The 11857-nt window shown below is 39.9% G+C and carries 10 protein-coding genes; 8 read left to right on the top strand and 2 right to left on the bottom strand.

The features are described from left to right. Positions 1–155: 155 nt before the first annotated feature. Entirely contained in the window at positions 156–1133 is a 978-nt protein-coding gene (locus RBB45_RS23455; protein WP_306010436.1) for a hypothetical protein, read from the bottom strand. Between the two features lie 281 nt (positions 1134–1414). Here RBB45_RS23455 and RBB45_RS23450 point away from each other — a divergent pair, with 281 nt between their 5' ends. Both RBB45_RS23450 and RBB45_RS23445 read left to right on the top strand, forming a co-directional pair. Next, the gene (locus tag RBB45_RS23450) at positions 1415–3997 is read left to right on the top strand and encodes an MrcB family domain-containing protein (RefSeq protein ID WP_306010435.1); all 2583 of its coding nucleotides are present in this window, start codon (positions 1415–1417) and stop codon (positions 3995–3997) included. Next, positions 3969–6440 carry a restriction endonuclease-like protein gene (locus tag RBB45_RS23445; protein WP_306010434.1) on the top strand — a complete coding sequence of 824 codons (2472 nt, stop codon included), beginning with the start codon at positions 3969–3971 and terminating at the stop codon, positions 6438–6440. Before RBB45_RS23450 ends, RBB45_RS23445 begins: the two co-directional genes overlap by 29 nt. 98 nt (positions 6441–6538) lie before the next feature. On the opposite strand, the gene RBB45_RS23440 is transcribed toward RBB45_RS23445, so the two are convergent. After that, complete coding sequence (locus RBB45_RS23440; protein WP_306010433.1) at positions 6539–7225, bottom strand: EcsC family protein; 687 nt, start codon at positions 7223–7225, stop codon at positions 6539–6541. 97 nt (positions 7226–7322) lie between these two features. On the opposite strand from RBB45_RS23440, the gene RBB45_RS23435 reads away from it, so the two are divergent. From RBB45_RS23435 to RBB45_RS23410, 6 genes are all read left to right on the top strand, one after another. Continuing rightward, entirely contained in the window at positions 7323–8405 is a 1083-nt protein-coding gene (locus tag RBB45_RS23435; RefSeq protein WP_306010432.1) for a PDDEXK family nuclease, read from the top strand. 25 nt (positions 8406–8430) lie between these two features. Beyond that, positions 8431–8688, top strand: coding sequence for a hypothetical protein (locus RBB45_RS23430; RefSeq protein WP_253616332.1), 258 nt, complete (start codon positions 8431–8433; stop codon positions 8686–8688). A gap of 17 nt (positions 8689–8705) precedes the next feature. After that, positions 8706–8948: a hypothetical protein gene (locus RBB45_RS23425; protein ID WP_306010431.1), complete on the top strand. Its 243-nt coding sequence runs from the start codon at positions 8706–8708 to the stop codon at positions 8946–8948. A 327-nt stretch (positions 8949–9275) separates the two neighbouring features. Continuing rightward, on the top strand, positions 9276–10169 hold the full coding sequence (locus tag RBB45_RS23420) for a hypothetical protein (protein ID WP_306010430.1): 894 nt from the start codon (positions 9276–9278) through the stop codon (positions 10167–10169). Then, positions 10166–10474, top strand: coding sequence for a hypothetical protein (locus RBB45_RS23415; protein ID WP_306010429.1), 309 nt, complete (start codon positions 10166–10168; stop codon positions 10472–10474). Before RBB45_RS23420 ends, RBB45_RS23415 begins: the two co-directional genes overlap by 4 nt. After that, positions 10425–11741 (top strand): replicative DNA helicase, encoded by a 1317-nt coding sequence (locus tag RBB45_RS23410; protein ID WP_306010428.1) that lies wholly within the window; start codon positions 10425–10427, stop codon positions 11739–11741. The genes RBB45_RS23415 and RBB45_RS23410 overlap by 50 nt, the downstream gene beginning before the upstream one ends. Positions 11742–11857 lie beyond the last annotated feature (116 nt).

Genomic DNA, 11857 nt, shown 5'->3' with positions numbered 1-11857 from the left:
TTTAAAATAATAAAATGTGAGAAAAAGAATTGAAAAAATAAACGGAACACTTAATTCTTTGTTCATTATTAGAACTCTTATTTGAAGAACGGAAGTGATTGCGTCTAGCGCTTCAGCAAAAAATATACCTATAAAAATATGAAATAAAAAATCAATCATTTATTTTTCAACTCCTCTTCATTTTTCAGTACTTTATCGATCGTCATTAATAGTATAGGAATCCACTGTTCGAGATGCTCATAGGACTTGATGTTCCCATCTAAGCTTAAGAATTGTATCAACTTTCTTCTCCAATCTGGCGCAATAATCATTAAAGTGATTAGCAATTTTATTAACTCATAATCTAAAAAGAAATTACCGAATCCAGCATTTTTATATACCGTTTCAAGTTGGGAAATGTAGCTTTTGTAGACTTTAGATTCTTTGGAATTTGTTGTGAAATATTTATAATAATATTTAATTAAAATAAACAATTGTTGCACTTCTTGAAGGTCTTTCTCAGAACTATTATTAATTTCAACAACCCATTGGTTAGTTGAGAGCCACTTTTGTGGAAAATTTATTTTTAAGAAACTTTTTTCGTAACCAAGCGATTGAAATAATGAGTTTGCAGAATAAGTAATATCTTCTTGGTCAAAGAAATCAGCAATGAAACGGAAAGCTAAATTGAATTTTAGATTTTCTTGTTCTTTCTTACTTTCTATTATTATTTTTTGTTCAGAACTCGGTCTTCCAGCTATACCGAACTTTATTTCTTTTTCTAGGTATGTGTTAATTGCCCAGTCATACGTATGTTTATCTTCAATTTTGGTCTTCAAGTATTTCATATCTCTAAGTGTTTTTTCTTGAGTAACTGCTAAACCTTGTTTCAGTTTTCTATAATTAATTTTGTACCCTTCAGCAAACAGTAAGAATATAAATTCTTTTTGCGGGATCCTTATTTCTTTGTATTTCTTAATTTGTTGGATAATTTCAGTTGAATCCTCGGGATATTCTGTATAAACACCATTTTTATAGCCTAAGCTTTTTTTTACTGACCGCAAGAGACCTAATTGGACATAATTCCTAAAAATACTATCCGTCAATCTTAGATTTATATTATCTGCATATTCAATGATTTCTTCTTTTTTCATACATTTCACACCTTTCAATAACATTGTAAAAAGAGAATAGATATAAAACCATATATGTTTAATCCGCAAATGAAAAAAATTAGAAAATGAAGTTATTCCAGATAATAACCTAGTTATTTGAAATATTGATATTGAATATAATCCGGAGAGGTTCTATAGAAGGTAAAAAATAGATCTTTATAATCGAACACTCAAGCAATAAAGTCATTCACTTAATTGGGTGGCTTTTTATTATGATATGATATAAATAATTGGAGTTATTTGTAAATGGAGTGAAAAAAGTGATTGAGAAAATTGTCAATGAACTTGCTAATAGAATAAATACCACAAAAACCTTAAGTGGGCAAAAAACTAATCAAATTACGGCTGTTAATCATAAAGGTATACATGTTGAAACAGAGTCATCTAGAGAAAAATACAGGAGAGGTGAAAGGCCATCTCCTAATGAAGAAATTAGCCACGATTATATTCTGCAAGGATGGGAAGAGTTTCTAAGTAAAAGAATTGTCACTGCATATGATTTTATTAAAGTAAGAGGAAGAAGTTCGTTTATCATATCTTATTTTGCTCAATTGCCGTTTGTGGAAGTATCTACTCTAGATAATAAGACTGCAATTAAGTTAAGGGAATTTCAGACAGATGATTTGCCTAGTGAGCAGTACCATAAAGTAAGGACCTTCCTAGAGGAAGTTATTGATGGCACATATAATCCTAAAACACTTAGCAACCAGGTTGATGGGAATTTATATAGAATTAAGTCTAAAGGACGGCAGGATGCAAGATTATTAGGCTTTGTTAATGAGTTTAATGAGAGTAATAAAAGTCAGTTTGAAGCATACAAGGAAGCTGAAGATAAAGATGGTTTTATAAGAAGGATCATCAAGAATCAAGGTTATTTTAGAGTAGCATTAATTTGCTTGGACCTATTAAGAAGTTTACCTAAAAGAGACAAGAAAGCAGCTCTTGAAGAACTAGCAATGTTGATCGTACGAAATTCCCGAGGCGATAACCTAATGGTTGAATCGTTAGCTAAAGAGAGAACGCATAATCTTTTAATGTGGCTACAAAGAACAAGCTTAATTGATAACAATTGGAATCCTACAGAAAATTACTTTGACACTTTGAATAAAAAGGAGCAGGTCATGACTAGCAACTTAAGAGGAAGGCTAATAGAAATAACAAATCAATACCTATCCGCAAAAAGAGAACCCTTCGGAGGTCATCCACTAGGGCCATTTGTTAGAAATGATGTTACAGAAGGAATAAATAACCTCCCGTTTATAGATCCTTCCGAGTATGTTGTTACTGGATCTGTAGGACAAGGTAACTGGGCGTCTGTACCTTGGATAGCCATCATGAATCGCCGAATTACCGTTTCTACTCAACGTGGCTATTACATTGTTTATCTGTTCAGTGAGGATATGCAAAGTGTTTATCTCACTTTAGCTCAGGGTGTTACAGAAACCTCAAAGGAAGACATGTTAAGAATAAAGGGTCAGATTAGAGAATCTATTCCTGCCACTAGCAAGGTCAAAATAGACGATGATATTAGCTTGGGAGAGAGCAAAAAGGCTAGAGATTATGCACTATCAACTGCAGCTTACATTCATTATGCTGCAGACCAGATGCCTGAAGAAAATATAGTGATAAGTGATTTACAGGAAATGATACATATCTATGAGAACTTTATCTCGATAAACGAGGGAGCAAAATATAATGGGCAGTCCAAAGGTGAGGCACAGGTGGTAAAAGAAAATCAGAATACGTATTTACCTTCTAAGGATGTCATTGATCATATTTACTATTACATAAAAAGCAAAGGGTTTTATTATCGGAAAGAGGAAGTCATCAATTTATTCCTCGCTCTAAAAACCAAACCCTTTGTCATCCTATCAGGTATTTCCGGAACAGGTAAAACAAAAATGGTTCAATGGTTTGCTGAGAGTTTGGGTGCGAATGAGAAGAATGGGCAGTTTACGTTGATTCCTGTTCGGCCTGATTGGAGTGACGGATCTGACTTATTGGGATATGTGGATATCAAAGGCGATTTTAAAGAAGGACCGTTAACCAAAGCGATTAAAGCAGCGCAAGAGCAGCCTGATTTGCCTTACTTTGTTCTGTTGGATGAAATGAATTTGGCACGGGTGGAGTACTATTTTAGTGATATTCTCAGTGTGATGGAGAGCAGAAGGTGGGAGGATGGGAATGTTGTTTCTTCTGTTTTGTTATCAGAGGAGGCTGCAAAAGAAGAGGTTACACTTCCTAACAATCTTTATGTGGTTGGAACCGTTAATATGGATGAAACGACGCACCCTTTTAGTAAAAAGGTTTTGGACCGGGCAAATACGATTGAGTTTAATCGGGTTGAATTAGACCATTTATCTTTTCTTCATGAATTCGAGGAAGTTGATCCAATACAAATTGGACAAACTCAGCTGGCTTCAAAATACTTGCACTTAAAGGATCTTTACATAGAAGATACAGAGATTATTGAAAAGGCTACAAGTGAGCTGGTAAGGATTAATAAGAATCTGCAGCTGATTAATGCACATATTGGGTACCGGGTTAGGGACGAGATTTGCTTCTATCTTGCCTATAACAGAGAAGGTGATCTGATGACCTTTGAAGAAGGGTTTGATCATTGTATCCTCCAGAAGATCCTGCCGCGATTGTCTGGCAGTGACTCCAGGATTGACCAGCTGCTAAGGGAGTTATATCTGATCTTTACTAATACGGAGTATCAGGAGGATGGGGAATCTCAGTTTGATGAAGAAAGTGCTATATATCCTAAGAGCGCTCGGAAAGTGATTGAGATGCTTAGGAGGTTAAAGGACGATGGCTTTACATCCTTCTGGATCTCGTGATGATGTTGAATTGGTTAAGATCGAAACAGAAGATTTTTCCCTTGTGGTGAAAGGAAAGCCTTATCATGAGAGGTATGAAGGGTTAAAGCAGTATCGTGCCATGGATAGGCATGATGTGATGCAGTTTTCTGTTCATGGGGATATGGTCAATCAGGTATTAGTCTATGATATTGAAGCGCAGGTCCTTCAGGAATTTACTCAATTAAGGCCCATTTTTTTTGAGAATGGAGTCTATCAGGTTATTGTCATACCTAAAACAAGCAGAGACTTATCTTTTTATCACGAACATCCAGGTTTAAGGCAATCCGTTGCCAGAGTGGAAATCGCCCACACTTATATGTTAATGGGGAATTTACAGTTCCAGAACGAAGTAGGGTTAACGAGCTTTGAAATTAGAGATGGTAATAGAAAGCTATTAGAAGTGACAATAGAAATTTTCCCGGCAAAGCTTGATTACAAAAATGATTACAAAAAGCTGCTGGAAGAAGTGAACGATGAAATTTATAATCTTGCCTTTCATTTTATCCGGAAAACCTATTTAGGGGCTAAAGTGAAGCTTGATGGCAAGCCATCGCGAAGTGAATTTTACCGTCTGATCAGCAAGCATTTTGATCAGCTGCTTCAGGCTGTAAACCGCATTGAGCGGCAGCCTCATCATCTTCTCCAGAAGACATATGAAAAGGTGAGGGGAGACCAATTAAATAAGTTGGACTCCAGAAGCAGGAGCTATCTGCAAAAAAGGCCTCACCTATTTACAGAGGTTCCAAATGGCATCCATATTCATAACAAAACACTCATGCCAGCACAAGGTCTCCGCGTAAAGAAGGAGCTTACCTATGATACATTGGAAAATCGGTATGTTAAATGGATGATGCAGCGGGTCACTCACAAGCTATATGATTTGCTGGAAGCATTGAGGAACAGAAGCTCGAGATGGGAAACAGAACCTGACGGTGATCTTTTAGATAAACTGATCGAAATGATTAAGCAGCTAGAGGGTAAACAGAAAAGCCCATTTTGGAAGGGAATAAAGAAGCTTGACCGTTCTGTTCATAGTTTGGTTCTGCAAATGGCACCAGGCTACCGCGATGCTTTTCAAATCTACCTGACGGTTTCCAAAGGGTTAATGCTTCAGGGCAAGCTTTATCAGATGTCTGTAAAAGATGTAGCCACTCTGTATGAATACTGGACATACCTGAAACTCGGGCAAATTCTTGATAAAAAGTATCAGCTGATGAGCCAGGACATTATCCAGGTAAACCGTGAAGGCTTGTTTGTAAATCTTCAAACCAATCGTTCAGCAACAAGAAAATATAAGCATCCATATACCAAAGAGGAAATTATCCTTACATACCAAAAGTATGAAGGTGGTCTGCCAACCATTCCTCAAAAGCCGGATACAATGCTCAGCATAGCGAAAAAGGGGAAAGGCTTTACTTACAATTATGTATTTGATGCCAAGTATCGAATTGATTACGCCCAAGAAGGAAGCTATTACCAAAATCGATACAAGCAGCCCGGACCCCTCGAGGACGACATTAACACCATGCACCGTTACCGAGATTCTATTGTGGCCTATAATGATGGGCCATATGAAAGAACTGCTTTTGGCGCGTATGTCCTTTTTCCATGGTTTAATGAAGAGCTTTACCAGGAACATCACTTCTATAAAAGCATCGACAAAGTAAATATTGGCGGGCTGCCATTTCTCCCGAATGCAACCGACCTGGTCGAAAGATTCGTGGGAAGGCTGATTGAAAAAAGCCCTGAAGAAATTCAGGAAGAAGGCATTCTGCCAAGAGGTACATTAGAAGAGTGGAGCTCCAGTCTGGAAGAGAAGGTTCTGGTCGGGCTTGTTAGAGACCGTGAAGAATATATAAGCTATAGGCAGACTAGCTGCTACCGTATTCCTGTAGATAAATTGAGGGCGGGATGGCAGGAGACTAAGTATATCGCTCTTTATGTGAAGAGCGGTGTACTAGAGCATAATGGAGTTATTTGCTATGGCAGGGTTAAGGATATCAAGCCATTGAGATCAGAATTAGAGGAATATATGCAATTCGAAGTGGAGCATTGGACTAATTGTAATCCGATCATTAAGCCTGTAGGATATGGAATTGCTGAGTATATGTTTACCACATTGAGCAATCTGAAGGATGCTGCAGAGCTGCCTGAACTGTTCATGAAGTCTGCGGAGGAAAAGACTTTATGGAGAATGCTTAGGAGAGTTTCGGACAGGATATCTATTGGGCTTGACGCTGTTGATCTTGATGCTGCTACTAGGGTTGAGGAGTATGGGATTAGGGATGTTTTGGTGAGGATTGATAGGGATAGTAGGGAAGTTTATTTGATTGGTGGAAGTGGACAGAAGAGGGTTCACTTTGATGTGTTGCAGAGGAATCCGGCTGGGGTTTTTAGGAGTTTGGTTGAGATGTTGGGTTGAAGCCAGGGGGAGAAGACCCTTGGCTCTTTTTGATGCGGGCCAGGGGTCCTCTCCATATTGCTAACCCAGTTACAGTTTTCAGATATATGACAATTCCTCTAATCCAATACCATATCAATAATTTCAGTTTCTTTATCACTCTTAATGTTTTGTTCTTGAATAAACAGCTTATATGCAACATTACCAATAGTATTGGTAGCAACTGCATCTACGGTACCGCCAATAATCCCTCCTGCAAAAGGAACCATCTTACCTAAATTAATAACTCCTTTTTCTCCAAACTTTGTCAGTAATCGAAAACCTACAGCTTGGTTGATTTTTTTTATTACTTCGAAGGGAATTTTTTTGATGCCGGTTACTGCTAGTTTTTTTCCTATTTGCACACCTGCATTCTTCAGAATATCTTTTGCTCCATTTCCAGCTAAGCAAGCATAAACAAAAGACTTAACCTGATCATCTTTTACGTCATAACCACCCATATGTGCTATGGCTGCAACCATTCTCATTTGAACTAAAATAACGCTGGTTAAATTGGCGGGAACAGCAACGGGCAATGTAATAAGTCCTCCTAAGCCTGATAAGAACCCACTGGTAGCACTTTTGGTGTTTTGCCATAGTATTAAACTTTTTATTTTTTCCTCTAAGGTCCCACTTTTTTGTAAGTAACTATCAGCTAATTCTATAGCTGTGTCCATTCCAGGTACACCACCATTAATAGCTTTATCATAAGACCAATCTAATGCCTTCATAATTGCGTCATGTGTTAAAGACTTTGTTTTTGCCAATTTTAATTCACCTTTCTTTTGGATTAATATGGTAACATTATACTATATAACTAACTGTGGATATTATTTTTTTAAAACTATAATGGGATGTGAGTATATGCCTATAGAAGTTGGGATATGGAAAGTAAATGGCGGTATAAAGAAGGTGGATTTCTCTATAATTGAATCCGAAAAAAAACTAGAAGATATTCTCTCAATAAACTTGTCTATCCTATCTGATGATCTATTATTGATTGGCAGACAAGTTCAAACCGAGTATGGGAAATATCTTGATATGCTAGCAATAGATGGAGAGGGCATCCTGCATATTATTGAATTAAAGAAGAATAAAGCACCTAGAGAAGTTGTGGCCCAAGCAATAGACTATGCTTCCTGGGTACAGAATCTTTCATATGAACAGATATTAAAAATATACGAAGATAAAAATAACCGCCCTTTAGAGGAAGCGTTTGCAGAGAAGTTTGATGATAGTTTACCAGACGAGTTAAATGATTCACATCAAATTACAATTGTCTCTTCACAACTAGATAGTGAGACAGAGAGAATTATTAATTACTTATCAAATAACTATGATGTCCCCATCAACGCTGTTTTCTTCCGTTATTTTGAAGAGGGGGAACAACATTTTTTAACTAGAAGTTGGCTTTTAGATCCTAATATCATCGATGAGAAATCAAGTAACACAAAAGTGGAGAATAAAAAGGAGAAATGGAATAAGCAAGACTTTGTGGTGAATTTCGAAGATAAGGCATCTAGAAAATGGGAAGATGCAGTGAAATATGGATTTATTTCAGCAGGTGGAGGACGCTGGTATAGTAGGACATTACAACAATTATTTGTAGGGGCCAGAATATTTTGTATGATACCTAAAAGCGGATATGTCGGTATTGGTACAGTAATAGAAACTGCTAAACCTATTAAAGATGTTACATTTAAGGTAAATGAAGAAGATGTTTCAATGTCAGCGCTAGACCTCCAAGCAACCAACATGTTTCACGATGAAGAGGATCTTGAAAAGTGTGAGTATGTTGTTAAAGTAAAATGGACAGCTACTGTACCTAAGGAAGAAGCCTATTGGGTGAAGGGGCTAAGAGCTAATCAGAATAGTGCATATAAATTAAGAAGTCAATATACTATTGATAAGGTTATGGAGTTTTTTGAGCTTGATAAACATGAATAAAAATATTAAGTAGACAGGTGCTAATATGGAGAGAAAAAGACCTATAATACAAAACAAAGTTGAAATTCCTGTTAACATTTTCAAAGGAGAAGAATTAATTGCTGAATGTCCAAGCATTCAGGAGGCTGCAAGATTTTTTAAAAGACAAACAAACTCTAAACGTTTCAATTGGTCTGCTATTAATAAAGGGATTTGGTACGGAGAATCGTACTCTAAGGATGGAGCCACTTATTACTTTACAACGGATCAGGACGCTATTAAGAGAAAACTCGATAAGGTTTGACTAATGGGAGAAAAATCATGGAGTTTAAAGAGTTTTTAATTCATAAATATAATATAGGCGATAAGTCGGCCAAGGACTATGTCGGACGTTTTAACGGCATTGTTAATAAAGGTATTTATAGAGGAGAAAAAGAGATAACACCGGCTCTGATAAAGGCTGTTGAAAAAGAATTTCCGAATTCTAAAAATCATTATCGCCTTGCTCTTGAAAGATATATTGAATACCTGAAAGAAGCCAAGAGGAATACAGATAAAAGCTGATTTAGAAACTCATTAAAATAATACTGAGCCAAGGGGACAGGTCCCTTGGCTCTTTTTAATGTTATGCCAAGAGACAAGCCCCTGTGGCTAGCTTTGTTTAACTTTTCATAGTTAACACATCCCGGAGCAGGATCCAATTCCAAAACATCCTTAGGTACTTTTGAAACTGCCGTACTGAATAGTCTGCTTTTGCACAAATTCTCGATATCGATGGCTAAGTGGGACCAGACCCCATGGAAAAGCCAAAAAAAAGTTCCGCACGCCATGTCCATTTCCCATTCACATCTATATATAAGAGGTGAACAAACAAAAAGGAGTGATTGGGGAATGCAGATGCAGATGAATGGGTGGACGCAGTTTGAGAGGCAGGTTCGGTGGAGTGAGGTATTTCATCATGTGGAGGATTTGCGGTTGTATTTGCTGCTGAAGAGTGATGCGATGGTGAAGGATGAGGTGCCGTGCGGTGAGTTAGTGCTGAATGCGGGGCAGTATGTTCGTTCGATCACTCTGCTGCGGGAGGATCTGTGGTTTTATAATGTGAAGAAGAAGGATTTTTACAGTCATTCGCGGATTCAGCGTTCGATTAAGCGGCTGGAGAAGCTCGGTCTGATTACGGCAGAGCGGTTTCCGCATGGGTTTTTGTTTACGGTGCTTGGAGTGGAGGAACCTGCGGATGGCCGAGAACTGGCTGAAATGGGTGTGGAGGAACCAGCAGATGGCCGTGAACTGGCTGAAGTGGAAGCGAAAAATACGGCAGAAGTACAGGCTGAAAACGGACAGGATCCTTTTTTGCCGCCTGCACGTGAATCGGACGTGGAGGACTCGCGAATCGAACCTGAAGACACAATAGAGAAAAGAAATAAAAGAGAGAAAAGAAAGAATAAAAACAACAACAACAACAGCATCTCCGAAGATGTCCGGAGAGCAAAAATCGCTGCTGTTGCTGAACATTTCATGGTGAGGAGAGGCAAAGGATTTTTCCTGACAGCAATGGATTTGGCAGCGATTGAAAGAATCTGTGAGTCTCCGCTATCGACTGAGCAGCTGACGGCGTTTATGGATGAGCAGTTTGACAAGGTGGAGCAGGGCGATGTGCATGATACGATCAACAGCCCGAAATATTTGGAGAAGATCCTGGAATCGTATGAACCGCCGGAGGTGCTGGAGCAGAGGCTGGAAGAGGCGCTTGCTGCCTTGGGCGAGAGAGTGGAGAATGCATGACACTGGAGGAGTTCAACAGGGTGATCAAGGAAATCCATCTTGCTTTTCCCGGAAAGCGGATGGACCTTGATACCCTTGAGATCTGGCATCGTCATTTATCGGAATGCAGGTATCCGGCCGTGAAGCAGCGGCTGGATGCTTATATCAGGCAAAATTCATATCGGCCGGCACTTGCTCATCTTTATGTGAGGGATGAGACGGAGACAACAGTGCTGGACATGATGAAAGAATGGGAGCGGGAAGGGGAGAAGAAGATTGGGGACAGAAGGTATAGGGATAAACTACGACCGCCTTGGGAGGAGTGATCAGCCGAGGGAGAAGCTGCTGGAGGCAGAAAGTATGATTCTTGGAGCAGTCCTGCTTGAGCCACAGGTGATTGAGCAGCTGACTTTGGGACCGGAGCATTTCACACAGGCGGAGAACCGGCAGATTTTTTCCGCGATGAGGGCTTTGGAAAGCAAGAAACTGAAGATTGATATGGTCATGCTGGTAGAAGAGCTGGGCGAGCAGATTGAGAATGCCGGTGGTGTGAGTTATCTGGTGGAAGTCGCCAATAGCTGTCCGACGGCAGCCAATCTTGATCAGTATGAACAGATTGTCCTGAAGTATTACCAGCTGGGCCTGATCCGCAAATCTGCCCACTACTTCCTTGGCGATTTTACCCCTGAATCTGCGGCAGAGCTTTATAAGACGCTCATCCAATACCACACGATAAATAACAAAGACAAAATGACGAAAGATGAACTTTTACTCCAGCTGTATGAATCGCTATATGAACAGAAGACAGGACTCCCGGGCGTGGACACTGGATTTGAAACACTGAATGGGCTGACAGGAGGCTGGAAGGAAGGGGAACTCATCATCCTCGCAGCCAGGCCCTCGATGGGGAAGACGGCGCTTGCCATCCAGCTCGCCTGGGAATGTGCAAGCAGGAACGGGATATCGCTTGTCTTCTCACTGGAAATGAGCGCAAAGCAAATCTTCCAGCGGCTGCTCTGCAGCCTGTCCGGCATCAACATGATGAAATGGCATAATCCTCATAAATACCTGTCGATGGAAGAAATGGGGAGGATGCAGGAAGCCATGAACAACGTGTATAAAGCCAATTTGGCCGTGGAGGAAAACGGTCTCGTCACCCTCATGGAGATCCGCCAGCATATCATGAACCTGAAGCGCGAGTATCCCACCGAGCCATTCCTTGTCGTCATTGACTACCTGCAGCTCATCACCGTCAAAGAGCGCTTCGACCGCCACGACCTTACCATCGGGTACATCACCAAGCAGCTGAAGAGCATGGCAAAGGAATTCAAGATTCCGATCATCCTCTTGTCGCAGCTGTCCAGGGGAGTGGAGTCAAGGGCGGACAAACGTCCCCGGCTCTCGGATCTGCGCGACTCTGGGAATATTGAGCAGGATGCAGATTTGGTTTTGTTTTTGTATAGGGATGCTTATTATGACAGCAAGAGTGAGGTGGGGAATGAAGTGGAGGTGAATATTGCGAAGAATCGGAATGGGCCGGTTGGGATGGTGAGGTTGGGGTTTGAGAAGGAGTTTGGGCGGTTTTGGGGGTGAGGAGCCAGGGGGGACAGACCCCTTGGCTCACCCTACATCAGATAAAACTTTAAAGCGTGTAGAGTGAGGTACCTTCTCTTATGCAGATACGCTATTACCGTCAAATGCCGCCAGAA

This window comes from Bacillus sp. MMSF_3328 (genome assembly GCF_030733525.1).
In the GTDB taxonomy this organism is placed as follows: Bacteria; Bacillota; Bacilli; order Bacillales; family Cytobacillaceae; genus Bacillus_AB; species Bacillus_AB infantis.
The sequence above is the reverse complement of the archived record's forward strand: the minus strand, read 5'-3'. Positions and strand labels throughout refer to the sequence as shown.

Excerpts from the sequence above, each read along its gene's own strand:
- RBB45_RS23455 (WP_306010436.1), bottom strand. The coding sequence starts at position 1,133 with ATGAAAAAAGAAGAAATCATTGAATATGCAGATAATATAAATCTAAGA.
- RBB45_RS23445 (WP_306010434.1), top strand. The coding sequence starts at position 3,969 with ATGGCTTTACATCCTTCTGGATCTCGTGATGATGTTGAATTGGTTAAG.
- RBB45_RS23435 (WP_306010432.1), top strand. The coding sequence starts at position 7,323 with ATGCCTATAGAAGTTGGGATATGGAAAGTAAATGGCGGTATAAAGAAG.
- RBB45_RS23430 (WP_253616332.1), top strand. The coding sequence starts at position 8,431 with ATGGAGAGAAAAAGACCTATAATACAAAACAAAGTTGAAATTCCTGTT.
- RBB45_RS23425 (WP_306010431.1), top strand. The coding sequence starts at position 8,706 with ATGGAGTTTAAAGAGTTTTTAATTCATAAATATAATATAGGCGATAAG.
- RBB45_RS23420 (WP_306010430.1), top strand. The coding sequence starts at position 9,276 with ATGCAGATGCAGATGAATGGGTGGACGCAGTTTGAGAGGCAGGTTCGG.
- RBB45_RS23415 (WP_306010429.1), top strand. The coding sequence starts at position 10,166 with ATGACACTGGAGGAGTTCAACAGGGTGATCAAGGAAATCCATCTTGCT.